The following is a 25,026-nucleotide window of genomic DNA, read 5'->3' on the forward strand; positions in this document are numbered from 1 at the left end:
TACCTTGAAGATTCTGCTTATTAGCTTTGCCTTTCCACCCTACAACGCGAGCGGCTCGGTGCGGGCCGGCCTTCTGGCAGAATATCTGCTGGCGCGCGGTCATGATGTCCGTGTGTTGACAGCACATGACCCCGGCTATCCCGCAACCATGGCCAGCAGTTTCCCGCCCGAGCGAGTGGTGGCGACCGGCTGGCTCAACGTTTTCGCACCTCATGCCCTGCTTCGGCGCGCCAGAGGAGGCACCGGCGGCTCCCAATCCACAACAAGAACCGGGTTGCGGCAAATGTTGATAAATCTGGCCAAAGGCCTGATCGGCGTGCCTGATGGCCAAATCGGCTGGTATCCTGCGGCAATCCGTGCCGGCCGCAAGATACTGCGTGGCTGGCAGCCAGATTTGATCTATTCGACCGCCCTCCCTTTCACGGATCACCTGATCGGACATCGGTTGAGCCAGCATATTGGTGCACGCTGGGTGGCAGAGTATCGCGATCTCTTCACGGAAAATCCGTACGGCAACACGCCGGACTGGCGCCAAGGTTTCGATGGCTATGTCGAGCGCCGCGTGCTGGCACCCGCAACAGCCTGCGTCACAGTTTCGGCCCTGCTGGCAGAGTCATTGGAACGCCGATATGGCAAACGCACCGCCGTGGTGATGAATGGCTACGATCCAACCGGCTATGCCAGCATCCAGCCGACACCGGAATTGGATCCGCGGAACCTGAGTATCCTCTATACCGGCATTATCTATCCTGGCCGCCGCGATCCCACCAACCTGTTTGCCGCACTCGCCTTGCTGTCTCCTGCCGAACGCGCTGCGGTCAAAGTCTATTTTTATGGCCAGGAATTGCGCGGTGTCGAAGACGCAGCCCGGCAACAAGGAGTTGCAGACTGCGTGATAATCCGCCCGCCAGTCCCTCTACGGCAGGCCCAGATGCTGCAAGCCAATGCCGATATCCTGCTCCTGCTATTGTGGAACGATCCGCGCGAGCGCGGTGTGTTCACTGGCAAGCTGTTTGAATATGCTGGCGCCGGTCGACCAATCCTTACCCTTGGCTGCGAGGACGGCGTGGCTGCGGACTTGATCCGCGAGCGCGGCCTCGGCAAAGTACTGAATGAGCCGCAGGCAATAGCGATGCAATTACGCCAATGGCTGGCTGATAAAGCGGCAGGCGGGATATCACCGCCACCAATAGAAGCCAAAATGGGCTTGTCTCGAGCAGCACAATTCGATGTGTTGATGCGATTCTTGAGCGAAATCGGGTTTAAGGATGCCTAACAAGAAAGTTCGTGTCGCGACCATTGTCGGGGCGAGGCCGCAATTCATCAAGGCCGCGGCGCTTAGTCACGCCTTCTTGCGCCATGGTGGATTTGAGGAAATCTTGGTCCATACTGGCCAGCACCACGACTTCAAAATGTCGGAGATATTCTTCCGCGAACTCGGCATCCCGGAACCGCGGCATCACCTCGGCATTCATGGAGGCGGCCATGGCGCGATGACTGGTCGCATGCTGATAGGAATTGAGCAGGTTCTGTTGGAGGAGAAACCAGACTGGCTACTGGTTTATGGCGACACCAACTCGACCTTGGCTGGCGCACTGGCCGCTGCCAAGCTGCAGATTCCCATCGCGCATGTCGAAGCTGGATTACGCTCCTTCAACCGGACAATGCCGGAAGAGACCAATCGCATACTCACCGATCATGTAAGCCGCCTGCTTTTCTGCCCAACTGAAACAGCAATCAGCAATTTGCAGCGTGAAGGCATCGAGCATGGCGTCCATATGGTTGGCGATGTGATGTATGACACTGTACTTCTGACTCGCGAACCCGCGCGTTTGCATTCCGAGATCGTATCTCGCCTCGGCCTCGTTGCCGGGAATTATGCTGTTGCCACCGTTCACCGCGCGGAGAACACTGACGATCCAGAACAACTCAATCGCATTATTTCCTATCTGCATCAGGAATCGGAACGGCAGCCCATCGTTTTACCCCTGCATCCACGTACTGCTGGTGCTGCCAGCCGCGCCGGCATCGCATTGGATGGATTGCATGTGATCGAGCCGCTGGGCTACCTTGATATGTCGCGCCTGCTAGCCGACTGCGCCTGCGTGTTCACCGATTCTGGCGGCGTGCAGAAGGAAGCATATTTTCATGGCAAACCATGCATTACGCTACGCGGCGAAACCGAATGGCTCGAGACGATCACCTGCGGCTGGAATCGTCTGTGGCATGAACCAGAATATGCACCACGCCGCCCGATTCGCGATTATGGTGATGGCCATGCCGCCGAGCGTATTGCCACGCTGATGGGAGAGTCGTTGAGATGAACGCCGGGACACCGCTGCGGTTCTTCACCACTCTGGCACCCGCCGCGAGCCTGATGGCTTTTTTTGCAGCCAAGGGCTTCGCCGCCCTTGGTGTGGTGGCCGGCTTGACCGCACTGATCCTGCTGACAATCCGGCGCGATTTATTGCCGGCTCTTTCACTGCCATCCACAAAGCTACTCGGCGCATGGATTCTGCTGGGCTGGGCCAGTGCGCTCTGGTCTATCGACCGCACGAACTCGCTGGAAACCATGCAGGGGCTCAGTGCTCTGTTGATCGCCGCAGCATGCCTACTGGCACTAGCACAGCGTTTTGATGCAACACAATATTCGGCGTGGCACCGCCACTTCGCCTACAGCCTTATCATCGGCTTTACGCTACTCGTGGCATTGCTGCTATTCGATCAACTGAGTGGCGGCAAGGTGTATGCCGTAACCATCGGATTACTTAAACGGCGCAATGACTGGATTCCCAATCTTAATATCCGAGCCGGCGTCTTCGTCACATTGTCAATGTGGCCAGCCTTGCTGGCGGCTTATTGGCTGCATCGCCGGCCGATATTGCCTCTGGCCCTTCTGCTGCTGGGGGCCATCGCGGCCTATATCTCACCGCAGGTGACCGCCAAACTGGCCTTTTGCGCCGGCCTAGGCACGGCAATACTGATCCGGCTGGGCGGACGGATTACGCTGGGCGCCATTATGCTCGTAATCGGGCTCAGTATGCTGCTACTGCCTGTACTGCTAGGCCTGTTCTTCAATGCCGAAACCCTGCTGAAAATCTATCCGAATCTGCATTATTCTGCAGTACATCGTCTGCATGTGTGGGACTTTGTAGCAGAGCGATTCCTAGAACGTCCTTGGCTCGGCTGGGGCATCGATGCCGCTCGTGCGCTACCTGGAGCCGGAGCGATGCTGCCTAGCGGCGGCGAACAGGTGCCGAGCCATCCGCACAACGGTGTTCTGCAATTCTGGCTTGAGCTAGGTATTCCCGGCGGACTTCTGCTTCTGGCCGGCCATGGTACGATCTGGCATGCTCTTTCGTCAGATAAATTGCGTAATACTATGCGGGCCGCCGGTACTGGTTGTTATGTCACCGCACTGATCTACTTCCTGGCTTCGTTCAATTCCTGGCATAGCTGGTGGATCGGATTTCTTGGCGTCAGTTTCAGCTTACTGCTCGCGGCTCTACGCAGCTTCGGCAATACTCGTAGCTAGCGCCGGGCCGTGCACCAAGCCTGAAACATCAGCACGCACCACAGCGCATGCGGCAAGCGACGTCGACCATCGCGATGTTCTTCCCATAAACGCCGGATCGGCAGCCCATCGAGCAGGCCACTGGCCCCGAGTGCCTGAGGTGTGAGAAGACTTTCCGCCCAATCGCGCAAGGGGCCACGCAGCCAGCGATCCAGCGGCACACCAAACCCCTTCTTTGGCCGCTCTATGAGATGCCCCGGCAGGTATTTATGCAGTACATCGCGCAGGATCAATTTGCCACCGCCATCGCCATATTTGAAATCGCGTGGCAGCCGCCAAGCGAATTCATAGAGCCGATGATCGAGCAGCGGCACACGCGACTCCAGGCTCACCGCCATGCTCGCGCGATCCAACTTCACCAGGATATCGTCGGGCAGGTATGTCACTGTGTCGAGCAACATCATCATCTGCCGTGCATCATCAAGCCGCAGCCAATCCTCCGGCCGCTCGCGCAGATCACCGCCGATGCCTGCCACCGATAGCGGCGATTGTCGCAACAGTCGTGCATAGATACCCGCGACATCGCCAGGCGACAGGGCATCACCCAGACGATGCAGCTTGTCGCCGATAAAAGGCGAAAGGCGATTCAGCATCGCTGCCGGCAATGCCTGCAGCAGGCCGCAGCCCAAGCTGAGCAGTGGCTTTGGCAGCATCGCCGCCACACCGGCCAGGCGCGCCGCGAGGGCGTAGCGGTCATAACCGCCAAACAATTCATCACCGGCATCACCGGACAGGCAAACCGTCACCGATTGCCGAGCCAAGCGCGACACCAGATAAGTCGGAATCTGCGAAGAATCGGCGAAGGGCTCGTCGTAGAATCGGCCCAGTTGCGGCACTACCGCCAGCGCATCCGTCTCCTCGACATACAATTCGGTATGATCGGTGCCCAGATGCTGCGCCACGGCGTGGGCATAGAGCGCTTCATCCAGCGCCGGTTCGCGGAAACCGATGCTGAAACTTTTCACCGGCGGCCCACCCAGGGCCTGCATGATGGCCACCACGGTGGAGGAATCGATGCCACCGGACAGGAAAGCGCCAATCGGGACGTCAGACACCATGCAGAGCCGTACCGCATCGCGCAGCAGGGCATCGAGCTGTTCTGCCGCTTGGGCCCGGCTGCCACGGAAAGGATCGGTAAGGCCAGCCAGTGCCGAATCAGTTGCCGACCAGTAGGCGACAGGAGTCGGCAATTGCCCCGGCTGCATATCGGTGGAGAGCCGTAACACACAGCCCGGCGGCAGCTTGTGCCAGTCGCGATGAATCGTCCATGGTGCCGGGATATTGCCGTAGCGCAGCAGCAGCGACACTGCCACTGGTTCGAGAGTGGCAGCAAAGCTGGGATGAGCCGCCAGCGCATTGAGTTCGGAGGCGAACAGGAAGGTGCCGCCCAGCCAGCCATAAAGCAGCGGCTTCTGGCCGAAACGATCGCGCGCCAGGATCAGGCTGCGCTCATCGGCATCCCACAGCGCCAGGGCGAACATGCCGTTGGCCGCACGCAGGGTCGCGTCCACCCCCCAATACTCGAAACCGGCCAGCAGCACCTCGGTATCCGACTGGCTACGGAAACGGGCGCCTTCGCTCTGCAACTGCGCACGCAGGTCGCGGTAATTATAGATTTCGCCGTTGAACACAATACTGTAGCGACCTGACGCGGACTGCATAGGCTGCGCGCCTTCACTGCTCAAATCTATAATGGCCAGGCGGCGATGCCCCAAGGCAATCCCGGCCTCGGCATCGCACCAAAAACCACAATCATCCGGGCCACGATAGGCAATGGCCGTCGTCATCTTGGCCAAATCTCGCTGCAATTTATCAAGCCGTCCGCCGCCCGGGCAAAGCAATCCGGCCAAACCGCACATTACTGCGTCACCAGAACATGTAACTGGGCCAGTGACTCGCGCAGACCGGATTCAGACCACAATTCGTCAGCCAACGCGCGAATACCTTGCGACAAGCGGATACGCAACTCAGGATCATCCATCATGCGCAATATTTGCTCCGCCATTCCACTCACATCGCGCGATGGGACCAGGAGAGCATTTTCTTCGTGGCGCAGCATGCCAACGATCCAATCGCGATTATACGCGATGATCGGCATCCCCACACATGCGGCTTCGCGCAATGACATACCAGTCAGTGGTGACAGAAATACATCTGCCGCCACCAATTGCTGCGGGATCAAGGCATTGTTGAGAGCCCCCATAAAAACAACAGAGCCTCTCACGCCAAGCTCGTCCGCAAGCGCCTCCAGCCGCGCGCGGTCCGGCCCATCGCCGATCAGCTGTAAACGGAAATGTCGCTCGGGCCGCAGGTCGATCAAACGGCGCAGCGTTCGAAGCAGATCTTCCACCAGCTTTTCCCGATTCATGCGGCCTACATATACCAGGGTCATTGGGTCCCCGAGCTGGGTCGGGTCATGTGGTGGTAGATCTGCTAAAGCATTGACAAATCCAGGAGCGGGCATTGCCTCGCCGAAACTCTTCACCACAAACAGCTTGTTGCGGGACAGCGGATACGCGCCAAAAATCGAAACATAGCCTCCAGCGGCATGGGCGGTCAGAACTCGATAGGCACATGCGTAACTGAGGCGCAGCATCAGCCGCTCCATCCAGATTGGCAAGCCGGACATGCTGACGCCATAATCGCGGTAGAGTTCCTCCGGTATGGATACCGGCATAAGTATAACGCGCTTGCGAAGCAGCAAGCGAACCAAGCTGGCGGTCCACCAGGAAAAAACCTGGTCCGGCGTGATACAGACATCGGGCGAGAGGCGCCGCGCCTCAAAATATAGCGTCACCGGCGCCAGGAGCAAATCGAGCAATGATATGCCCGTGCCAACGGTATTAAGTGTAGTGCAGCCTTGAGTGAGCGGCAGTTGCCGTCGACCCAGCAAATAAACGACATCAACTCGTTTAAAAAAGCATTCGTAAACTCGAACATACCAGACATTGCCCTTTTCCAGCATTTCCCCAACCCTGAGAACGCCGAATGTCATAAGGCTTGGATGATTGATCCTCTCATCACCGCGAATAACAGGCATTTTCATGGTGACAACAATGTTTGCCAATTAGGCACATCGGTCCCATCCAGTAATGTTTCGGATAAAGTCCGAATCACCCAACCCTTACCATAGGAAAAGCGGGGCTCCAGTCTTTCGTCACGCAGATGATGGCGCAGCAGGAGGTCCGGCTCGTTGTATCCGACCAAGGCACGCAATGAAGTGGTGCCCGAGAAACGCGGATTGATTTCAAAAATATACAAACCCTCATCAGTCATACGGCACTGAATGTTAATAGCACCACGCGCACCAAGGGCTTTGGCAATCGCTTCACAGGGCCCTGTAATTTCTGGAAACTTGTCGACAAAGCCATGGCTTACGCCAGAGCTTATCACCAGTTTCTCGCCCAGGGACTTGCGGCCTGTAATATTGGGAACTGACATGCGCACGTTCAGTCCTCCGCTCAACGCACGATGCACAGCAATAGAATTGAGAAAATTTCCATCCAAATCGTGCAATACGCCGACCGTGAATTCGGACCTAAAGTCGCCAACATATTCCTGGATGATGAATGTATTCGCAGTGGAGCGAACATACTCCGCCAGAATTTCCAGTTCACGCGGCGTCTGTGCGATAAAAGTATTCTGCGAACCACCGCTGTCACGTGATGGCTTCACCACAACGGGAAAATAATCCACCGCAGACAAATCACTGTCAGCGCCAAGTACCTGATAGCGAGGAGTCTTAAAGCCTTGCCGGGACAGGAATTCGGCAGTGCGCACCTTGTCCATGCAAATATCAATTACCGATGCTGGGTTGATCGGAAGCAGCACGCCGATATCGGCAAAACGTTGGCGTTCGCGGCTCATGGCCTGCAAATCCGGCTCACAACCATGGAACACGGCCTGCACATTATAGCGGGCGCAAAGTGCCAGCAGAGCATCAATATACTCTGGCGATGACGCTCGCGGCAGCAGAACCGGAACATCCACCATGGAAAATTGCGGACAGAGCGGCGAGATATCGCCACCAATAATGCGATAGGAGCCCGGGACGGCGGCCCGCAGTGCCTTCAGTATCTGCTCGCCATGCCCCCCCCCACCGATGGCACTTACAAGTACAGTAATTGGCTCAGGCATCGCAGACTTCTCCAACAATATCGTCTGGCGTCGGCCGCTCGAATACAGCCCGCACAGCCGGATGAATTTCACCGAGGCGCCGCAAGGCTGCATGCGTAGCATCTCGGATATCGAACCGCATCAAGCGCACCTCGCCAGAGGTATCATCAAACAATCCAACACATCCAAGGGAACCGGCATCGCGCGGCAGGCCACAGCTACCTATGTTCACATAGCGCACACCTGCCTGTTCGCGTAGGAAAGGACGATGGGTATGCCCCATGAATACTGTCGTTCCTGGTGCGAGATGAAAATCCCCGAGATCGCTATCCGGATAGACATATCCATGGGTTGGCGATGCAGGGCTGCCATGCACCAGCAGCACGGCGCCGCACGGCGCCAACCATCGACGCTGCCTAGGCCATGCCGATACCGTTTGCCTCTGCGCCTCGGTAAGAATGGCTCGTGTTTGCATCAGGCGATAAATGGCATCGCGCGACGAAGAAATCTCCCCGCCCAACAGCAGTTCCTCATGGTTGCCCATGACCGCCGGTATGCCAGCATCAATCAACGCATCCAGTACACCCAAGCCAGGCATATAACCGACAGCATCACCTAGAAAATGAAGCTGCTCCGCACCGAACCGACGCAACAACGCGATGGCCTGCTTAAAAGCCTCAACATTGCCATGGGCGTCGGACAGCAAGCCGTGGATCATTCAACCTCCGGCACCAACTCATCCAAGACCCTGATACAGCAACCGAACAACGCCGGTTCGGCATTCAAAACCCCACGCAGCCGCTCACCAAAGGTTCTGGACAGAATCCACAATTCATCTACCGGGCTGCCAATCAACCTCTCCCGCGACTCAACAGGTACCTTGAATGGCGGATAATAACGGCCGGTAAGCTCCGGGTCATCGTCAAAAAACCGATAAGCCGCATCGGGCGGCAGGAAAGACAATCCGCGCGCCGGACAGTATATGCCTAGGCTGCGACCACTTTTGGCATACCGTGATACCAATGTGGAAACACGTTCGATCAGCGCCTCACATTTTCCCCCATAGCGCATTACGGTAGATGTCTCGGCTTCTGTGGCCCCGGCTATTTCTTCGGCAACGATATTCGGATCTCGGACGGCAATGACATAGAGCGCACCACCATAACCGGCCCGCTCGACGCTCAAGGCACGGAGGCCATGATAGGCAAACAGTCGCGTCAAACTATCCGCTGTGAAGTACATGTAGTGTTCGTGCAGAAGCATGGCTGGATCGCCAGCAGCGATGAAAGGCGTGCAATCGGGCACTGAAAAGGCAACCATACCTCCAGGCCGCAGTGAATCGATAACAGCCGTCAGGAAATCCGCAGGTTCGGCAATGTGTTCCAATACCGCATAGGCGAGAACAAGATCAAAATTTCCCGATAAGCGCGGACTGGGGAAGCTGTCGGCAAGCACCGAAACACCATATCTGGCCCAATATGGCGCGTTGGCCAGGCCGGGCTCGATACCCAGACATTCTGCGCCTTTAGCCTGCAGGCATTGCAACAGAAAGCCGCGTCCCGCCCCCACTTCCAGTACACGCCGACCGGCTATACCCTGCGCAACATTGCGTTCCAGAAAAGCGACGAAATCTTCGGCATAGTGCCGCCCGAGCGGCGTATCGTCCATTGCGGTGCCAAGTAGAGAACCAACTGCATAAGCCCGCGCCAGATAGCGTGTGACGGATTCATCCGGCACTTGCCTGACAAGGCCCAGGCGATCATCAAACCCTAAAACAAATGGCAGCGTTCCGGGCAAGCCCGGACCGTTCTCGGCCGTCGTCATCGCTCCGATGGTGAAGGGAAGATGCTGTGTTTTCCAGAGTTCTACCGTCATCTCAGGCACCGAACACTTCGCCTGCAAGCATGACAATACCTTTCTCGATATTGATGGTCGGAAACCAGCCCAGATCTCGCTTCGCCTTTGCAATATCGTAGCGAGCGGTTTCGCATTCCAACGGATCGGGTTTAGCCTCGCGATTGACCACACCGCCAAGGATTTGCGTTACCAAGCTTGCCAACTGCATCATCGTGACCGGCTGCCCCGATGCGATATTGTATATACCCTTCGCGGCCGCATCGAGGGCCGCCAGAATGAAGTTGGCGGCATCGGCGGCATGCAGGAAATCCTGTTCCCGCTGGCCACTGCCCCAAACCGATAGGGCCTGACCGGTCCGCGCCAGAGTTATAAATCGTGCCAGCACAAGATGGCGGCGCAAGCCCGGGCCATAAAGTGCCGAGAGACGCATTACTGCTGTTTGCGGCAAAGTCAGGAATAATGCCTCGCCATCCTGTTTCGCCTCAAAATAAGGAGAAGCTGATCGCAATGGCGTTTCTTCTGTCTTCCAACTAGGATCGATCCGGTCATAGAGGCCGCAACTTGAAGCATAGATAACTGGGATGCTCCAATCGGCAGCAGCGGCATAAACGCAACGATCAATCCGGCGCGTCAATTCGGCAGTTACCGCCGTATCGGGAAATTCCGCTGCATGCGGCACAGCGGCGGCCAAATGGATAATCGCATCTGGTGGTGAAGGCATTCGAGCCTGAAGCCGGATACCTTCTGCAGACAGGTCAGCTTGTACTGAAGACACAGCGCCGGCGGGCGCATTGCTTCTCACAATGGCGCACGTTTCCCATCCACGCCTTGTACATGCATCGATTACCGCGCGGCCAAGCAATCCAGCCGCACCGGTTATCGCCACTCGGCCACGATAGGCAGGAGACGGACTCGATGAACCGTGCTCCGTCGCCCCCATCACCTATCACCGGCTTGCTGTTCAGCGGCGCCACTCAAGAAGGTGCCACACCACTGCTCCAGATAAAGCAGCGACCAGATCAACAGGCGGCGATTCTGGTGGCCCTCCAGGTGCTCACTTACCATCCGCCACACCATCGAGTGATCTAGATAGTCGTAGATCCGGGCCCGCTTGTCGCCCAGGACCCGCTTGACGTAGTCAATGCTCTCGCCACGAAACCAACTGGCATCCGGAGCAGAGAAGCCCTTCTTTTCACCGTCGCTGATGATTTCAGGCACATGGCGACGCATCACTTTACGCAGCAGCAGTTTTCCGTCCCGCGTCTTCTCGAAATATTTGGCGGTTTTGGCACCAGGTTCGTTTTCGTTTAGCCGCACCACTTCGCCGAGTTGGCCGAGCTTCATACTGAGCGGCAGACGCATAGCAAAATCGACCAGATCGTTATCGAGGAACGGCACCCGGCTCTCCAATCCATGTGCCATACTGATTTTATCCTCCACCACCAGCAAACCATGCAAGAATGTCTTGGCCTCGAAATAGAGCGAGTGATTGACGTAATCTTCCGGCCGGGTGAGTTGATCGGCGTGGCGATGAAATACATCGCGGAAAATGTCCCGCGTCCATACTCCCTTCACCTCGGATGCCACCGGTGCGAACATTGGCTGCAGCAGCGAATTCGGTACCAGTCGCTGCCAGAAAGCATAATACTTGTCGACATAATGGTCGAAATCGTCATTCACCACGGCGCGATAATAGCGCCAGGGATAGCCGCCGAATAATTCGTCACCACCAGAGCCAGCTAGCACCACCTTGACAAACTTGCTGGCAAGCTGGGCAGCATAGAAATTCGGGTAGCTCTGCCCCACCCGCGGCTCCTCTAGATGCCGCACCAATCTCGGCATGCAGCGTTCCATGTCCCCGGCCTTCAATACCATCTCGTATTGTTCAGTCTTAAACAGATACGACATGTGCTCGGCCTCGCGCCGCTCATCCATGCCCAGCTCGATGCCGGAAGCGGAATTGAGGTCGAAGCCCAAAGTGAAGGTGCGTAGATTGCTGAGCTGGCCGGCCGCAACAGCCGTGATGGAGCCGGAATCAATGCCACCACTGAGATAGGAAGCGACATCCACATCGCTGATCAACTGCCTGCTCACCGCCTGACAGAACAACCGATCCAGTTCTTCGGCATATTCGGCCTCATCGGCATGAGGCGCATCAGGTTCACGGAAATCATAATCCCAGTAGCGTTCTACCTGACTGCCGCCACGCGCCAGATCGACAGCCATGTAGCAGCCAGGCTGCAGTAGACACACATCCTTGAACAAGGTGCGATCAGTGAAGAAATTCTGGAAGGTCATGTATTCCATCAGCGCCGGCAAATCCAGCGCTGCACTGCCGGCGGGATGTGCCAGCAAGGCCTTGGCTTCCGAGCCGAACAGCAGCACATTGCCATTACGACGATAGTAGAGCGGCTTGATGCCGTAACGGTCGCGCGCAAGATACAGCCGGCGTTCTTTCGCATCCCACAAGGCGAAGGCGAACATGCCATTAAAACGGCCCAGCGCGGCCGGCCCCCATGTCGCCCAGGCCTGAAGCAGCACTTCAGTATCGCTACGCGACTGGAAGCGGCACCCTTGAGCCTGCAGCTCCGCACGCAATTCCTGAAAATTATAGAGTTCGCCATTATAGGTGATGGCGTAACGGCCATCCTGGGTCAGCATTGGCTGGCGGCCACCCGGAGAGAGATCGATAATTGCCAGGCGGCGATGCCCAAAGCCGAGCGCGCCGTCGGTATAGATGCCGTCACCATCCGGGCCGCGGTGAGCCAGTGCGTCCGTCATGGCCCGCACTAGCACCGGCGAGGCCGGTTGCTGATCGAGATTGAGCAGGCCCGCTATGCCACACATGGCCTTACCGCTTCATCGTCGCAATGGTTATCGCCACTTCCTTGATCGACTGGGGTAGCGTGCTGCACAAATCGTACCGATGGCAACCGTATATCTGCTCGATCCGTTCATGTGCCGCGGAAACTAAGGCACGGTTGCTCGGCACGTCATGCTGTGCGGCGCCAAGATAGCGCCACAACCAGTCGGGCAAGGCCACGTCAGAGACTGAGGAGGGCATCGGCGACATAGGCATAGTCTTCGGCGGTCATCCGGTTATGTAGCGGAATCGCCATGGTGTGGGCGTCGCAATCACGCGCGCCGGGCAGGTCATCAACCTGGCAGCCGAAACGTTCGCGGTAATAGCCAAGCATATGGATGGCATGAGTACCCGGTCGGGTCGAAATACCCCTGGATTGCAGACGCTCCATGATGTCGTTACGCGGCATCGGCGCGCGCTCGGGATCGACATAGGTGACATAGGCCTGCCAGGCATGGGCGCCATCAACCGGAACTTCCGGCAGCCGCAACCAGTTCAGCCGTGACAGCTTCTCGCGGTAATACTCGGCATATTTCTGCCGCTCGGTGATATAGGTGTCGAGTTTGCCAAGCTGCACCAGGCCGACCGCGCCCTGCAGGTCGGTCATGCGATAGTTGAAACCGAGCAGGTTGAATTCCGGCAGCAGATACGGACGCGGCCCCTTGTGGCGCTGCTCTTCCGAAATCGAGGCGCCATGGTTGCGCAGCATATTGGCGATATCGGCAAGGCGGTCGTCATTGCTGGTCAGCATGCCGCCTTCGCCGGTGGTGATCGACTTGCGTGGATGGAACGAGAAGGCAGCCATCTCACCAAGCCCACCGGCCGCACGCCCCTTGTAGCTGGCGCCAGCGGCGCAGGCGGCATCCTCGATAATCGGCAGGCCAGCCGGCAGCACGGCGCGCAAGGCATCGATATCGGCGCAAAGGCCGAACAGATGCACCGCGATCACCGCCTTGGTACGCGGCGTCAGCTTGCGTGCCACATCGGCAGCATCGATATTGAACGTGGTACGGTCTACGTCCGCCAGCACCGGCGTGGCGCCGCAATACAGCACCACATTGGCGGTGGCAATCCAGGTGAAGGACGGCACGATCACTTCGTCGCCCGGGCCGATGCCAAGCGCCGCCAGCGCCAGATGCAAAGCCGTGGTGCAGGAGGTGGTGGCCAGCGCATGTTTCACATCATGGCGGGCCGCGAAATTCTTCTCGAAAGCCGCAACCTTCGGCCCCTGGGTGAGCCAGCCCGACATGATCGGTTCGCGAGCGGCCTGCCACTCTTCTTCGCCAGTGGCAGGCAGCGAAATGGCGATGGAACGCCTCTCTGACATCACAGACCCACCTTGCGGCGGCGTGCCGCCACCTGTTCGATATGATTGCGGCGCCACTCGATCAGCCGGCGCAGGCCGTCGCGCAAGTCGATCTCGGCATCGAAGCCGATATCCCGGCTCGCCAGTTTGGGGCTGCCGATACGGTTGCGCACCAGGGTGGCCTGGCTGCGGGGCGCATACTGGATCGGCTGATTGCAGCCGGTAAGCTGCAGCAGCATCTCGGCCAGTTCCTTCAGCGAGGTACGCTTGCCGGTGCCGACATTGTAGAAGCGGTCCACGGCATCAGACTTCATGGCGCAGAGATTGGCGCGGCCGCAATCTTCCACGGCCACGAAGTCGAACGCCTCGCTGCCATCGCCAAGGATGGTGGGGCCTTCGCCACGATCGATGGCATCCAGCATCTTCATGATCACGGCGATATAGGCACCATGATAATCCTGGCGCGGGCCATAGACATTCATGTAACGCAGGCCAGCGACATTGAGGCCATAGCGGTGATGGAAGGCGCGCGCCATCGCCTCGCCGGCGATCTTGGTGGCGCCGTAGAAATTCTTGTTGTTGAACGGATGATCCTCGGTCATCGGTTCCTCCACGGCATCGCCGTAGACCGAGGCCGAGGAAGAATAAACCAGCCGCTTCACGCCCTGAGCGACGCAGGCTTCCAGCACATTGAAGGTGCCGCGAATATTCACATCAAAGGCGGCGCGCGGGAAATCATGGCATTGCAGCAGCCACAGCGCGGCGAAATGGAACACGCCATCAACGCCCTTCAGCGCCGCGTTGAGAATATCGGTCTGGCAAATATCGCCACCGACATCATAGATCTTCACGCGCGGGTCTTTCAGCGCAGCGGAGAGGTTCTCTTGCGTGCCGCGCACGAAGTTGTCGTAAATCACAACTTCGCCCACATCCTCGCAAACCAAATGGTCCACGGCATGCGAACCGATCAGGCCGGCGCCGCCGATGACGACGAATTTCTTACCGCGAATATCCATGACTGCTCTTTTCAGGATTCCTTGGGGATTTCGAAGCTGCTGCTAGGCAGAGTTTGTTCGCCATGCTGCAAGGTGATTCGCAGCAGAGCGGGCGCTTGGATGGCCAGCGATGGATTAGCCGCCCGCAACGCTTCATACAAGCGTTGCGGCTCTTTCGAGGCGGTCAGGATCACCGCGTCCGGTGCGGTTTCCAGCAGATCCAGGCTTTTCAGGATCGGCACACCGTGGCGCCGCTCCTGGTTGCTGGCAGGATCGATGATGGCCCACACCCGCAGCCCCTCGGCATTGGCCGACAGCAGGGCTATCTCGGCCAGTTCGCCATCCCCCGCCAGCACCAGGTTTTCCAGCCGGGAGCCTCGGGCGCGCTGGAATATCTCGCTGTATTCGAGCCGTGCGAGGCGAAAGAATTGCAGTGACGATTCAAGGTATTCGCCCACCAACCGGCTTTTTTCGGCAAAGCCCTTGGCGGTGAGGTAATAGGCATAGCGTTTGTAGGGCGCTTGGCGCACCTTCACATAGCCCTTGCCCACCGCCCGCTTCAGCAGGGCATTGATCAGGCCGACAGCAATGCCTAGCCGCTGGGCCAGTGTGCTCTGGCTCACCACCTCGCCGCGTTCAACAGCACTGAGGAAGTTCAGATCGGTATCGGTCTTGGGCTTCATCGCAGGATTTTTGTTTATATTCTAGCGACTTATATCATTCACCGCGTGAACGTCAAGCCCTGTCATTCACGATGTGAATAATGACTACCGCCTCTCGGGTCCGGGGCCAACAGCCTCGCGCCCTGCGGCTAAGTCTTTGTAAAAATTATCATAACCATCAATCATCGCCGACATCGAGAACCGCGCGGCAGCCCGGGCCGCTGCTCCCTGTCCCAAGGCGGCCCGGCGGGCCGGATCGGCCAGGATGACCAGCGCCTCGGCCAGCGCCGCCGGTTCGCGGGCCGGCACCACCAGGCCACATTCCCCCACCGCCTCGGCATTGCCCCCCACATCGGTGACCAGCATCGGCAGCCCCGCAGCCATGCCTTCGAGCACCGAGTTTGAAAAACCTTCCTCGTGAGAGACCAGCAATCCGGCATCGGCGGCGGCCAGCAGGCTCGCCACCTGGCCATGGTCGGCAAGCTGCCCAAGCCACAGAAAACGGTCGGCAACGCCCTGCATCTTGGCCAGCAGCCGCAATGCCGTGCCATGGCCCTGATCGCGGCCGACACAGACAAAGCGGCAACCGGCCGGCAACCGCGTGCCGGCCTTGGCCACCGCCTCGATCAGGTCGGCATGACCCTTGTAGGGAATCAGGTTGGCCACCAGAACGAAAACCAATGTCTCCGGCGCCAGGCCAAAGGCCTGCCGCACCTCGGCACGACCATGCTTCACGGCCGGCAAGGCAACGCCGTTATAGATCAAGCCGATCCGCTCCGCCGGCATGCCCTCGGCGGCCAACTGCGCCACAACAGCTTGGGAATTACCAAGCAGCGCGGTCATATGCCGGTGCAGCCGGCGTTCCAGCCAGCCGGCCAGAAGATGCTTGCGCTGATAGTCATTCAGGCTGCGGCGGCTCATCACCCGCACGGGTACGCCAAGCAGCGCAGCCGCAGTGCCACCCATCAGATAGGCCTCAGGCAGGAAGCAATGCACGATATCCGGCTGCCATTGCCGGATCAGCCGTACCGCATGCCAGAAACCGAGCAGCGGCCGCAGTGGAAAACCGCGTAACGGACCGCCATGGATCAGGATGCCCTGTGCCGCCATCTCGGCTTCCAAGGCGCCGCCGCGGCGCAGCAGCAGCAGCCGCACATCATAGCCGCGCCGTTTAAGCATCGGCAGGATTTGCAGCAGGTGGCGTTCGGTGCCGCCGACATCGAGCCCATTGGCAACCGCCAGCAGCTTGGATGGCCGCGGCGCCGCGCCGTTCATGGCGCTGCCGCACCCAGTGCCGCACGCACCACAGCAATGATGCGCTGCTGCACATCATCTTCAAGATAGGGATGCATCGGCAGGCTGATCACTTGCGCCGCCAGTCTTTCCGAAACCGGCAGACCGCCAGGCACCACCGGATAATGGCCGTAGCCCGCCTGGCGGTTAAGCGGAATCGGATAATAAACCGCCGTGGGGATGCCCGCCGCCTGGCAGGCTTTCGCCACCACCGCGCGATCCGGCACCACCAGCGTGTATTGCGCCCAAACCGAGGTCGCCCCTGCATCCAGCAGCGGCAGCTGCGCCAGTCCTTCGAAAGCTGCGTTGTAACTGTCGGCAATCCGCTGCCGCGCCACGATCTCATCCTCGAAGATGCTCAGCTTCTGGATCAGGATGGCTGCCTGCAACGTATCCAGCCGGCTGTTCATGCCGATGCGCACGTTATTGTACTTGTCGTCACCCTTGCCGTGGAAACGCAACGAGCGCAGCAGATCAGCCTTGGCGTCATCATCGGTGAAGATCGCACCGCCATCGCCATAGCAGCCCAGCGGCTTGGCCGGGAAAAAGCTGGTGGCGGTATAGGCGCCTAGCGTGCCGACGCGGCGGTTGTCGCGCCGGGCGCCAAAACTCTGCGCTGCATCGGCCAGCAGCAGCAGATCATGCTCGGCAGTGATGGCGCCAATGGCGCCGTAATCGGCCGGCTGGCCAAACAGATCCACAGGCATCACTACACGCGGCTTGAGTCCAAGGCGCTTGGCTTCATCAATACCGGCCTTGAGGCTAGCTGGATCAATATTGAAGCTGCCCGGCAGCACATCGACAAACAGCGGCGTGGCCCCCACCAGTGCCACCACCTCGGCGGAAGCAACGAAGGTGAAGCCCGGCACGAAAACCACATCACCAGGGCCGACACCTTCCGCCATCAGTACAAGCTGCAGGGCGTCGGTGCCATTAGCGCAGGTGATGGCATGGCGAACGCCGCAGAAAGTGGCTAGCTGGCGCTCAAGCTCCGCCACTTCCGGGCCAAGGATAAAGCCGCCATGCTCCAGCACGCGGGCAATGGCGCGGTCCAGGCCATCGCCGAGCCGGCGGCGCTGCGCCTGCAGGTCGACAAAGGCAATGGCGCCGCTCATGCCACTTCTTCCAGCAGGCCGGCTTCCGTCAAGCGGTAGCGCGAGCCATCCTGCGGACAGACCAGATCACGACCCAGCCGCAGGCCGGCACGGCTCATCCAGCCCGTGCGGCGGGCCGGCACGCCGGTCATCAATGCGAAATCCGGCACATCCTTGGTGATCACGGCACCGGCGCCGATGAAGGCATAACGCCCGATGGTAGCACCACAGACGATAGTGGCATTGGCGCCGATGCTGGCGCCGTGTTTCACCAGGGTGTTGCGGTATTCATCCTTGCGCGAAACTTCGGCGCGCGGATTGAACACGTTGGTGAACACCATGCTGGGGCCGCAGAATACGCCGTCCTCGATGATCACGTTGTCGTAGACCGAGACGTTGTTCTGGATCTTCACGCCATTGCCGATCTTCACCCGGTTGCCGACAAAGACATTCTGGCCCAGCGAGCAGCCGCTGCCGATCTCGGCGCCGCCGCATACATGCACCCAGTGCCAGATGCGGGTGCCTGCGCCGATGCGGGCGCCGTCATCAATGATTGCCGTGGGATGGGCGGTCCAGGAAGCGCTCATGGCCGAACTGCTTCAGCTGTCCGCCACATTGCGGCAGAAGGGATGATAGTCATTTTGCAACGGCACAATGGCGGCATGGCGGATATCATGCACTGCTTCGATGCTGGGCCGCGCCGCTTCCAGGCCGAAACCACCGCCGCCCAGGATATCCTGGTAACTGGCGGTATGCAGGTCGGTGAAGCCTTCGCTGAATTCCAGTTCCTCGCCGCCGATCAGGATCGAGCGGTAAGTGCGCTTGCCGGCGGCAACCGCTGCAGGTGGCAAATGCTCAGCATTCACCGACAGGAACCAGCGCACGCGCGCCCGTTCATAAGTCAGCAGGCCGCCTGCGACATCGGGGCGATGCAGGTGCACAACGCTGCTCTGGCGCTGGCCGAACACCCAGGACAGCATGTCGAAGAAATGCACGCCGATATTGGTGGCGATGCCACCCGCCTTGTCATTGGCGCCTTTCCAGCTGGTGAAATACCAGTGGCCGCGCGAGGTCAGGTAGGTCAGATCGACATCGAACACATGGTCGGCCGGTGCCGCCGCCACCTTCTGCCGCAGCGCCTGAATCGCCGGATGCAGCCGCAGTTGCAGGATGTTGTAGATGCGGCTGCCCGATTCCTTTTCGATCTCGGCCAGCGCATCAATATTCCACGGGTTCAGCACCAGCGGCTTTTCGCAAATCGCCTGGGCGCCATTGCGCAGCGCGAACCGGATATGGGCATCGTGCAGATAGTTCGGCGAGCAGATCGAGACATAGTCGACCGGCTTGCCGTTGCGGCGCAGTTTGTCGATATGGCGGTCGAACCGCTCGAACTCGATGAAGAAATCGGCATCCGGGAAGTAGCTGTCGATGATGCCGACGCTATCCTTCGGGTCCAGCGCCGCCACAAGCTCGTTCTTGGTGTCGCGGATAGCCTTCATATGGCGCGGCGCGATATAGCCGGCGGCACCAATCAGGGCGAAACGCTTGGAATCCGGGTTGGTCACGGGGCCCTCACGCAGGGTTCTGCTGGCAAATGCAGTAGCGGCCCCATGGACAAAGATCAAGGAGTCCGGCGGAAAACATACTCGTCGCAGGGCGAGCCGAGCAGGCCCAGGGCGGGCGCCGGCTTGAGGAATTCGCGTTCCAGGCGGAAGCCATGTTGCCCCAGGAAATCATGTACTTCCGCCGGCGCGGCGGATTCATAGGGGTGGCCGCCGAGCCAGTCATGCACGTCATGGCTCCAGTTCATGCCGCGCTTGCCGCCATAGGTCGCGATATAGGTGGCAGGGTTACGCCCGGTGGCCAGCAGACCGGCAAGATAGGCCAGCTTGAACAAGCCCCGCGCCGAGGCCTGCAACCAGGCTGGCGCGGCGGAATAGAGCCGCTTTTCCACCCGCCAGAAACCGCAGACCGGCGTCTTGCGGTAGAGCGCCAGCACCAGCAGACCACCTGGCGCCACCAGCGAAGCCGCCCGCTCGATTGCCGGCCACATGGCGCCGGTATGATGCAGCACGCCCCAGGAATGCACGATGTCGAAATGACCATCTTTCGCCGCATCGAGATCGAACACGCTGACCTGGCGGCAGGTCACGCGCGCCTCGGGCGCATAGCGACGCAGTGTCGCCGCGCTGGTCGCCACCGAATCTGGATCGAGGTCCACCGCCGTCACGGCGGCAGCGCCCAGCCGCAAAGCCGCCAGCGCCGATAGCCCGGAACCCGAGCCAATATCCAGCATATGGCGGTCTTTCAGGTCGGCTTTCGGCAACAGCCGCGCGAGATCGGCTTCAGCCTGGTCAATACGCGCCGGATCGATATGACGCGAGAAATCTGACCAGTTCTCGCCGAAGCGGAAATGATTCTGGTCGACCGAGGCTGGCGGCTGCGGCAGATTCATCACGATACCTTGCGCCCGCGAAGCAGGAATTGTTCGGCAAAAAGATCGGTCAGCGCACCGAACAGCAGCCGGTTGAGGATCCATTTCAGCTTCCAGCGCTTCAGGCCGTGCGGCTGCACGGCTTCCACGCTCATGCCGCCACCCTGCAGCAGTTCGATGGCGCTTTCGCGCACGAAGAAGCGCAGATGGGTGCGATCCAGGATACCGGCATCCTGATAACGCCACTGGCCACGGAACAGCAACGCCAGCACGATCTTGTAGTGGCGGATATTCGGCAGGCTGACCACCAGGGCGCCGCCGGGTTTGAGCAATGCAGCGAGCCGGGCCACCATCGCCCAGGGGTCGCGTAGATGCTCCAGCACATCGAGGCAGAGGATCACATCCAGCGTGCCCGGCTCTAGCGGCAGCGTCATGGTCTCGACATCGCCTTGCAGCAGCAGATCGAAACCCTTCTCCGCCGCCCGCTTGGCGGCTTCGGGGCTGAATTCAATCCCACCTGCCCAGGTCGCCAGGCCGCGTTCACGGATATGCGCCAGCGTCGCACCGGCGCCGCAGCCGATTTCGAGATAACGGCCGGGCGCGGCGGGCAGCAGCGGCAGAATTTCCTGCCGCACCCGATTGAAATAGACCGCCTCGCCGCCGAACGACATCTCTACCCCTTGCCAAAACTGGCCGGACTGTAGCCGCTCGGCTAGATCGGGTAAATGAGCGAGTTCAGGATCATTTCGCTGTCGAACACGCAGTCGCGGCGCTTAAGCAGCAGGCTGCCATCCGGCTGGCGCTGAAAGCGGTCGATATAGCGCCCGACATTGAACACCTCCGAAACGCCACCCGTCATTCCGGCACCGGGGCGGGTGCGGAACACGGCATAATTCGCCTCCGCCAGCACCACGCCCGGCGCCTCGTCCTGGGGGTCCAGGCCCAACAGCCGCGCCGCGCCAATCACATGACGCTGGTAGTAAGGCGCATGGAACAGTGTATTGCTGACGCCATAGACACGATCCCGCATCATGCCATGGCCCTCAAGCTGCATGATGCAGAGCGGCAGTCCGGCTTCATGGTTCTCACGTCCGATGACGCGGTAAAGACCATCCGCCGTGAAGAAATACGGCCAGCGGGTATAATCGGCGCTATCGAGCAAGGCGGCATAATCCGCATTGAACCGGTCGATTTCCGACCGCAGCAGCAGTTCCTCAAGCGTCACAGGCCCAGCTCCCGCCGCCAATAGGCATACATGCCGCGAATCAGCGTCTCAGTCACCATGTGATCGGCCGGCGCCACCTCGCGACCGCCCAGTTCGCACAGCGTGCTGGCATCATCGCCGCGCCGGAAGCCCTGCTGGCTGAACTCGATCACCTCGCCATCATCGGCGGAAACGAAGCCGGCAGGGCCGAACAGATTGGCCTGCCGCAGGCGGCGACGGGTCATCTCTTCCGTATCGTCGGCAAAGCCGAAATGCGTCCAGACGAAATCGAAACTGCCTGGGCCAGCCGGCAGAATATGGCGCGTGGAGAGTGAATTCACCTGCTGCTGGATGATCAGGCTGGGAAACAGCGTGATCATGGTGACGGTCGGCCCATTCCACCATGGCTCCGGCACCACATCCAGCAGGCGCGGATCGTTCAGGCTCATATCGGCCTTGAAGCTGGTGACGCCTTCGGTGACCGCGCCACCGCCGCCGGCATTGCGCTGTGAGATCATCACGGCATGGCGGCCATGCTGATCCAGCACCATGCGCGACTGCTGATCGGCGCGCCACAGGCCGAAAGTGACGAACCAGGTATGCAGCAGGCCGGGATGATAGGGGTCTTTGATATTCTCCATCATCAGTTTCCAGTTGCCTGGAATACGCTGGCGGTTGACGCCGAGCAGGGTGAGCTGCCGGCCTTTGAAGATGCGGTCGAGCCAGGGCATCACTTCCGGTCCGATATACTCCTCGAAGCCCGGCACTGCCGCATCGAAGCTGGCGAAAATCAGCCCGCCATAGCGGGCGACCTGCAATCGGGTAAGACCATTGGCCTTGAGATCGAAATCCGCCGGCATGCCGCCCTGGATCTCGTCACCTTTCTTCACACCCTGGCGGAACGGCAGCCCGGCAAGATCGCCGTTCAGCTTGTAAGTCCATTGGTGATAGGGGCAGACGAAACTGCGGGCATTGCCGCGCGGCTGCTGGCAGAAGCGCACGCCGCGATGGGCGCAGCGGTTCTCCACCACATGCACGGCGCCATCGCGGTCGCGCACCACGATCACGCTGCGCTCGCCGATGCGGCTGAGCCGGTAATCACCGGCCTTGGGGATTTCCGCCTCCAGGCCGACATAGCACCAATGCGGCCCATAGAAGAAATGCTGCAATTCACGCTGATAGATCGCCGGGTCGGTATAGGCCCAATAGGGAATCCGGCTGGAGCCTGGACCAAGCCAAAGACGGTCCGGGTTGGCGGAAGCGGCCTTGAACGACTCCGGCGGCGGCATCTGCTGGTTCATGCCTGCGGCTCCTCCCAATTTATTTGAATTCACAAATACCGAATCCGCAGCCGTTGTCAATTCAAATACTTAACCGCCAGGCCATGGAACTCAGCCGCGATATTGCCCAATTGCCGACCAACTTTCGCAGGATTTCCCGGCTGAAATCCTTCTCACCCGCCGGGGCAGCCCGGCACGGCAAGAGCCGCCGGGATAGCCCGGTAAGAAAAGAGAGAAGAAGGAGATCAGAAATGATTGCGTCTTCCCGCGTTACCAAAATTTCGGCCCTGGCGCTGCTCGCCCTGGTCGCCACCGGCTGTGAAAACATGAACAGCCAGCAGCAGCGTACCCTGAGCGGCGGCGCCATCGGTGCCGCGGCCGGTACCGCCATCGGCCTGATGACCGGCCATACCCTGGCCGGTGCCCTGATCGGTGGTGCTGGCGGTGCGGCCGTCGGCGCGATGTCGAAGTAACCGCCGCCTACTCTCCGGGTTTCATCCCCCGGGCCCGGCTGGGCTCGCTCCCCCCAGTCGCAGCCGGGCCGTCGCCCCCGCCCGGGCTTAATTGCCCCGGCGGGGGCGGTTTAATTTAACCGTCAAAAATCATTGACGCTCGGCTCCCCCTCGCATACCGCTTGGGCTGCGCATGTTGCAGCGCGAAATACGCGGGGCCGGATGAGCGAGTTGTTCTGGGAGTGGGTCAATCTGACGATCCGCTGGATGCACCTGATCTTCGGCATTGCCTGGATCGGTTCGTCCTTCTTTTTCGTCTGGCTCGATAATTCGCTGCGCCCGAACAAGAAGTCGGGCGTGCTCGGCGAAACCTGGATGGTGCATGGCGGCGGCTTCTATTTCGTCGAGAAATACGCCGTGGCGCCACCCAACATGCCGGCGGAACTGCACTGGTTCAAATACGAGAGCTACGCCACCTTCCTCTCCGGCTTCCTGCTGCTGGCGGTGCTTTACTATCTCGGCGCCGATCTCTACCTGATCGACGAACGCGTCGCCAAGCTTACCCAGGCCGAGGCGGTTGGTTTCAGTATCGTTTCCCTGATCGTGGGCTGGCTGGTCTATGACCTGCTGTGCAAATCCCCCTTCGGCAAGAATGACGCCGTGCTGGCGGTCATCGGCTTCGTGCTGCTGGTACTGGCCGCCTACGGCTATGCCAAACTGTTCTCCGGCCGCGCTGCCTATATCCATGTCGGCGCGCTGATCGGCGCGATCATGACCGCCAACGTGTTCCACATCATCATCCCGAATCAGAAACTGACGGTGGCGGCACTGATGGCCGGCCAGGCGCCGAATCCGATCTGGGGCAAGGAAGCCAAGCAGCGGTCGCTGCATAACAACTACCTCACCCTGCCGGTGCTGTTCGCCATGATCAGCAACCATTACCCGGTCACCTACGGCCATCCCTATGCCTGGGTGATCCTTGCCGGCGTGTTCATCGTCGGCGGCCTGGTGCGGCATTTCTTCAACCTGAAGAACCAGGGCCGCGGCGCCCGCTATGAATATCTGGTGGTCGCCTTCCTGGTCACCACCGCGCTGTTCTTCTTCACCAAATGGGACCCGCACAAGGCGGCACGCGATGCCCTGGCCGGTGACGCCAGCATCGAGTCGGTGCAGAAGATCGTTGCCGCGCGCTGCACGTCCTGCCACGCCGCCAAACCGACCTTCGACGGCATCACGGAAGCGCCCAAGGGCGTGATGCTGGAAACACCGCAGCAGATCCGCCGCTTCGCCGCCCAGATCAATCAGCAGGCGGTGCGCGCCGAAGCCATGCCGCCCGGCAATGTTACTGAGATCACGCCGGAGGAACGCGCCACACTCGGCGCCTGGATCGATGGCGGTGCCAAGCTTCAGTAAAAGCGGGCTTCAGTAAGGCACTTTATCCGGCTTGTCGCGCCATTCGTTGAACACGATGAGCGCCTCATCACGCAGCAGCGGCGCGCAGGGCAGCGTGCGCTGCGCCATCGGCAGCGCCAGTTCGCGATAGAGAAACGCATCGTCGAAATCGATCGCCGCCGCGTCATCCTGGGTGTTGGCATAGTAGAGGCCGTCGATCCGCGCCCAATAGGCGGCAGACAGGCACATCGGGCAGGGCTCGCAACTGGTATAGAGCGTGGCGCCACGCAGATCGAAGCGGCCCAAAGCCTTGCAGGCTTCGCGGATCGCCACCACCTCGGCATGGGCGGTGGGATCATTGGTGCCGGTCACCCGGTTCCAGCCCTCGCCGATAATGCGGCCATCCATCACCACCACGGCACCGAACGGCCCGCCATGGCCGGCCTGCATATGCTCGCGGCTTAAGTCTATGGCGCGGCGCATGAAGGCAGCATGGTCAGCCAT

The 25,026-nt window shown here is 59.9% G+C and carries 24 protein-coding genes; 5 read left to right on the plus strand and 19 right to left on the minus strand.

Annotation, left to right across the window (positions count from 1 at the left end; genetic code table 11):
- Positions 1–4: 4 nt before the first annotated feature.
- From ACQY7X_RS04245 to ACQY7X_RS04255, 3 genes are read left to right on the plus strand one after another with little or no spacing between them, the layout of a single operon-like run.
- Entirely contained in the window at positions 5–1,276 is a 1,272-nt protein-coding gene (locus ACQY7X_RS04245) for a glycosyltransferase (protein ID WP_428248608.1), read from the plus strand.
- The gene (gene wecB, locus ACQY7X_RS04250) at positions 1,269–2,324 is read left to right on the plus strand and encodes a non-hydrolyzing UDP-N-acetylglucosamine 2-epimerase (protein WP_428248609.1); all 1,056 of its coding nucleotides are present in this window, start codon (positions 1,269–1,271) and stop codon (positions 2,322–2,324) included. The genes ACQY7X_RS04245 and wecB overlap by 8 nt, the downstream gene beginning before the upstream one ends.
- Positions 2,321–3,535 (plus strand): O-antigen ligase family protein, encoded by a 1,215-nt coding sequence (locus tag ACQY7X_RS04255; protein ID WP_428248610.1) that lies wholly within the window; start codon positions 2,321–2,323, stop codon positions 3,533–3,535. The genes wecB and ACQY7X_RS04255 overlap by 4 nt, the downstream gene beginning before the upstream one ends.
- Here the strand turns inward: ACQY7X_RS04255 and asnB (ACQY7X_RS04260) are convergent.
- The 18 genes from asnB (ACQY7X_RS04260) to ACQY7X_RS04345 all read right to left on the minus strand — a co-directional run bounded on the left by asnB (ACQY7X_RS04260) (position 3,532) and on the right by ACQY7X_RS04345 (position 22,699).
- Positions 3,532–5,433, minus strand: coding sequence for an asparagine synthase (glutamine-hydrolyzing) (asnB, locus tag ACQY7X_RS04260; protein WP_428248611.1), 1,902 nt, complete (start codon positions 5,431–5,433; stop codon positions 3,532–3,534). The genes ACQY7X_RS04255 and asnB (ACQY7X_RS04260) overlap by 4 nt on opposite strands.
- Positions 5,433–6,620: a glycosyltransferase family 4 protein gene (locus ACQY7X_RS04265; RefSeq protein WP_428248612.1), complete on the minus strand. Its 1,188-nt coding sequence runs from the start codon at positions 6,618–6,620 to the stop codon at positions 5,433–5,435. Before ACQY7X_RS04265 ends, asnB (ACQY7X_RS04260) begins: the two co-directional genes overlap by 1 nt.
- Positions 6,617–7,711 (minus strand): ATP-grasp domain-containing protein, encoded by a 1,095-nt coding sequence (locus tag ACQY7X_RS04270; RefSeq protein ID WP_428248613.1) that lies wholly within the window; start codon positions 7,709–7,711, stop codon positions 6,617–6,619. Before ACQY7X_RS04270 ends, ACQY7X_RS04265 begins: the two co-directional genes overlap by 4 nt.
- Positions 7,704–8,408, minus strand: a complete 705-nt coding sequence (locus ACQY7X_RS04275) for a metallophosphoesterase family protein (RefSeq protein ID WP_428248614.1) — start codon at positions 8,406–8,408, stop codon at positions 7,704–7,706. Before ACQY7X_RS04275 ends, ACQY7X_RS04270 begins: the two co-directional genes overlap by 8 nt.
- On the minus strand, positions 8,405–9,565 hold the full coding sequence (locus ACQY7X_RS04280; protein ID WP_428248615.1) for a class I SAM-dependent methyltransferase: 1,161 nt from the start codon (positions 9,563–9,565) through the stop codon (positions 8,405–8,407). The genes ACQY7X_RS04275 and ACQY7X_RS04280 overlap by 4 nt, the downstream gene beginning before the upstream one ends.
- 1 nt (position 9,566) lies before the next feature.
- Positions 9,567–10,487 carry an NAD-dependent epimerase/dehydratase family protein gene (locus ACQY7X_RS04285; protein WP_428248616.1) on the minus strand — a complete coding sequence of 307 codons (921 nt, stop codon included), beginning with the start codon at positions 10,485–10,487 and terminating at the stop codon, positions 9,567–9,569.
- Complete coding sequence (asnB, locus tag ACQY7X_RS04290) at positions 10,487–12,394, minus strand: asparagine synthase (glutamine-hydrolyzing) (RefSeq protein ID WP_428248617.1); 1,908 nt, start codon at positions 12,392–12,394, stop codon at positions 10,487–10,489. Before asnB (ACQY7X_RS04290) ends, ACQY7X_RS04285 begins: the two co-directional genes overlap by 1 nt.
- A gap of 197 nt (positions 12,395–12,591) precedes the next feature.
- Positions 12,592–13,737 (minus strand): DegT/DnrJ/EryC1/StrS family aminotransferase, encoded by a 1,146-nt coding sequence (locus ACQY7X_RS04295; protein WP_428248618.1) that lies wholly within the window; start codon positions 13,735–13,737, stop codon positions 12,592–12,594.
- Entirely contained in the window at positions 13,737–14,732 is a 996-nt protein-coding gene (locus ACQY7X_RS04300) for an NAD-dependent epimerase/dehydratase family protein (RefSeq protein ID WP_428248619.1), read from the minus strand. Before ACQY7X_RS04300 ends, ACQY7X_RS04295 begins: the two co-directional genes overlap by 1 nt.
- A gap of 11 nt (positions 14,733–14,743) precedes the next feature.
- Positions 14,744–15,394: a hypothetical protein gene (locus ACQY7X_RS04305; protein ID WP_428248620.1), complete on the minus strand. Its 651-nt coding sequence runs from the start codon at positions 15,392–15,394 to the stop codon at positions 14,744–14,746.
- Positions 15,395–15,478: 84 nt separating this feature from the next.
- Positions 15,479–16,648, minus strand: a complete 1,170-nt coding sequence (locus ACQY7X_RS04310; protein WP_428248621.1) for a glycosyltransferase — start codon at positions 16,646–16,648, stop codon at positions 15,479–15,481.
- Complete coding sequence (locus ACQY7X_RS04315) at positions 16,645–17,781, minus strand: DegT/DnrJ/EryC1/StrS family aminotransferase (RefSeq protein ID WP_428248622.1); 1,137 nt, start codon at positions 17,779–17,781, stop codon at positions 16,645–16,647. Before ACQY7X_RS04315 ends, ACQY7X_RS04310 begins: the two co-directional genes overlap by 4 nt.
- Entirely contained in the window at positions 17,778–18,347 is a 570-nt protein-coding gene (locus ACQY7X_RS04320; protein ID WP_428248623.1) for an acyltransferase, read from the minus strand. Before ACQY7X_RS04320 ends, ACQY7X_RS04315 begins: the two co-directional genes overlap by 4 nt.
- 12 nt (positions 18,348–18,359) lie before the next feature.
- On the minus strand, positions 18,360–19,325 hold the full coding sequence (locus ACQY7X_RS04325; RefSeq protein WP_428248624.1) for a Gfo/Idh/MocA family protein: 966 nt from the start codon (positions 19,323–19,325) through the stop codon (positions 18,360–18,362).
- A gap of 56 nt (positions 19,326–19,381) precedes the next feature.
- Entirely contained in the window at positions 19,382–20,215 is an 834-nt protein-coding gene (locus tag ACQY7X_RS04330) for a class I SAM-dependent methyltransferase (RefSeq protein WP_428248625.1), read from the minus strand.
- The gene (locus ACQY7X_RS04335; RefSeq protein WP_428248626.1) at positions 20,215–20,865 is read right to left on the minus strand and encodes a class I SAM-dependent methyltransferase; all 651 of its coding nucleotides are present in this window, start codon (positions 20,863–20,865) and stop codon (positions 20,215–20,217) included. The genes ACQY7X_RS04330 and ACQY7X_RS04335 overlap by 1 nt, the downstream gene beginning before the upstream one ends.
- A gap of 41 nt (positions 20,866–20,906) precedes the next feature.
- On the minus strand, positions 20,907–21,419 hold the full coding sequence (locus ACQY7X_RS04340) for an aromatic-ring-hydroxylating dioxygenase subunit beta (protein ID WP_428248627.1): 513 nt from the start codon (positions 21,417–21,419) through the stop codon (positions 20,907–20,909).
- A complete protein-coding gene (locus ACQY7X_RS04345; protein ID WP_428248628.1) occupies positions 21,416–22,699 on the minus strand; it encodes an aromatic ring-hydroxylating dioxygenase subunit alpha in 1,284 nt (427 codons plus the stop codon). Before ACQY7X_RS04345 ends, ACQY7X_RS04340 begins: the two co-directional genes overlap by 4 nt.
- A gap of 230 nt (positions 22,700–22,929) precedes the next feature.
- On the opposite strand from ACQY7X_RS04345, the gene ACQY7X_RS04350 reads away from it, so the two are divergent.
- Both ACQY7X_RS04350 and ACQY7X_RS04355 read left to right on the plus strand, forming a co-directional pair.
- A complete protein-coding gene (locus ACQY7X_RS04350) occupies positions 22,930–23,151 on the plus strand; it encodes a YMGG-like glycine zipper-containing protein (RefSeq protein ID WP_428248629.1) in 222 nt (73 codons plus the stop codon).
- A gap of 201 nt (positions 23,152–23,352) precedes the next feature.
- Positions 23,353–24,543 (plus strand): urate hydroxylase PuuD, encoded by a 1,191-nt coding sequence (locus ACQY7X_RS04355; RefSeq protein WP_428248630.1) that lies wholly within the window; start codon positions 23,353–23,355, stop codon positions 24,541–24,543.
- A 9-nt stretch (positions 24,544–24,552) separates the two neighbouring features.
- Here ACQY7X_RS04355 and ACQY7X_RS04360 read toward each other — a convergent pair whose 3' ends face one another.
- On the minus strand, positions 24,553–25,026 hold the full coding sequence (locus ACQY7X_RS04360) for a nucleoside deaminase (RefSeq protein ID WP_428248631.1): 474 nt from the start codon (positions 25,024–25,026) through the stop codon (positions 24,553–24,555).

This window comes from Ferrovibrio sp., assembly GCF_965278975.1.
In the GTDB taxonomy this organism is placed as follows: Bacteria; Pseudomonadota; Alphaproteobacteria; order Ferrovibrionales; family Ferrovibrionaceae; genus Ferrovibrio.

Bases quoted from the DNA above. Each gene is read 5' to 3' on its own strand.
- asnB (WP_428248611.1), bottom strand. From the start codon at position 5,433: ATGTGCGGTTTGGCCGGATTGCTTTGCCCGGGCGGCGGACGGCTTGAT.
- ACQY7X_RS04315 (WP_428248622.1), bottom strand. From the start codon at position 17,781: ATGAGCGGCGCCATTGCCTTTGTCGACCTGCAGGCGCAGCGCCGCCGG.
- ACQY7X_RS04295 (WP_428248618.1), bottom strand. From the start codon at position 13,737: ATGTCAGAGAGGCGTTCCATCGCCATTTCGCTGCCTGCCACTGGCGAA.
- ACQY7X_RS04310 (WP_428248621.1), bottom strand. From the start codon at position 16,648: ATGAACGGCGCGGCGCCGCGGCCATCCAAGCTGCTGGCGGTTGCCAAT.
- ACQY7X_RS04275 (WP_428248614.1), bottom strand. From the start codon at position 8,408: ATGATCCACGGCTTGCTGTCCGACGCCCATGGCAATGTTGAGGCTTTT.
- ACQY7X_RS04320 (WP_428248623.1), bottom strand. From the start codon at position 18,347: ATGAGCGCTTCCTGGACCGCCCATCCCACGGCAATCATTGATGACGGC.
- ACQY7X_RS04270 (WP_428248613.1), bottom strand. From the start codon at position 7,711: ATGCCTGAGCCAATTACTGTACTTGTAAGTGCCATCGGTGGGGGGGGG.
- ACQY7X_RS04255 (WP_428248610.1), top strand. From the start codon at position 2,321: ATGAACGCCGGGACACCGCTGCGGTTCTTCACCACTCTGGCACCCGCC.
- ACQY7X_RS04335 (WP_428248626.1), bottom strand. From the start codon at position 20,865: ATGTCGTTCGGCGGCGAGGCGGTCTATTTCAATCGGGTGCGGCAGGAA.
- ACQY7X_RS04330 (WP_428248625.1), bottom strand. From the start codon at position 20,215: ATGAATCTGCCGCAGCCGCCAGCCTCGGTCGACCAGAATCATTTCCGC.
- ACQY7X_RS04265 (WP_428248612.1), bottom strand. From the start codon at position 6,620: ATGAAAATGCCTGTTATTCGCGGTGATGAGAGGATCAATCATCCAAGC.
- ACQY7X_RS04350 (WP_428248629.1), top strand. From the start codon at position 22,930: ATGATTGCGTCTTCCCGCGTTACCAAAATTTCGGCCCTGGCGCTGCTC.
- asnB (WP_428248617.1), bottom strand. From the start codon at position 12,394: ATGTGTGGCATAGCGGGCCTGCTCAATCTCGATCAGCAACCGGCCTCG.
- ACQY7X_RS04345 (WP_428248628.1), bottom strand. From the start codon at position 22,699: ATGAACCAGCAGATGCCGCCGCCGGAGTCGTTCAAGGCCGCTTCCGCC.
- wecB (WP_428248609.1), top strand. From the start codon at position 1,269: ATGCCTAACAAGAAAGTTCGTGTCGCGACCATTGTCGGGGCGAGGCCG.
- ACQY7X_RS04360 (WP_428248631.1), bottom strand. From the start codon at position 25,026: ATGGCTGACCATGCTGCCTTCATGCGCCGCGCCATAGACTTAAGCCGC.
- ACQY7X_RS04285 (WP_428248616.1), bottom strand. From the start codon at position 10,487: ATGGGGGCGACGGAGCACGGTTCATCGAGTCCGTCTCCTGCCTATCGT.
- ACQY7X_RS04300 (WP_428248619.1), bottom strand. From the start codon at position 14,732: ATGGATATTCGCGGTAAGAAATTCGTCGTCATCGGCGGCGCCGGCCTG.
- ACQY7X_RS04280 (WP_428248615.1), bottom strand. From the start codon at position 9,565: ATGACGGTAGAACTCTGGAAAACACAGCATCTTCCCTTCACCATCGGA.
- ACQY7X_RS04355 (WP_428248630.1), top strand. From the start codon at position 23,353: ATGAGCGAGTTGTTCTGGGAGTGGGTCAATCTGACGATCCGCTGGATG.
- ACQY7X_RS04305 (WP_428248620.1), bottom strand. From the start codon at position 15,394: ATGAAGCCCAAGACCGATACCGATCTGAACTTCCTCAGTGCTGTTGAA.